Here is a 416-nt window from a genome sequence, read left to right as displayed (position 1 = left end):
CCCTGAATACCTTGAATTCCTTGAGCTCCGGTTTCACCTTTCTCACCTTGAGCTCCAGTATCTCCCTTGTCACCCTTATCTCCTGTCGCACCGGTATCACCCTTATCTCCTTTGTCTCCCTGGTCGCCCTTAGCACCGGTATCTCCTTTTTCACCCTGTATACCTTGGATTCCTTGAGCTCCGGTTTCTCCAGTATTACCTTTCTCGCCTTGATCACCTTTTAGACCTTGGATACCCTGTTCACCAGTTGTTCCTGTAGCTCCAGTGTCTCCTTTTTCTCCTTTCTCACCCTGAATACCTTGCTCTCCAGTGGCACCAGTTGCTCCTGTAGCACCAGTTTCACCTGTAGCTCCAATATCACCTTTATCTCCTTTGTCACCCTGGTCGCCCTTAGCACCAGTATCTCCTTTGTCACC

The 416-nt window shown here is 49.8% G+C and carries 1 pseudogene; it reads right to left on the bottom strand.

Annotation, left to right across the window (positions count from 1 at the left end):
• Nucleotides 1–416: pseudogene (locus MWU82_RS24155) on the bottom strand (collagen-like protein); the annotation flags it as partial.

Source organism: Arenibacter sp. S6351L (genome assembly GCF_023016025.1).
GTDB lineage: Bacteria > Bacteroidota > Bacteroidia > Flavobacteriales > Flavobacteriaceae > Arenibacter > Arenibacter algicola_B.
The sequence above is the reverse complement of the archived record's forward strand: the minus strand, read 5'-3'. Positions and strand labels throughout refer to the sequence as shown.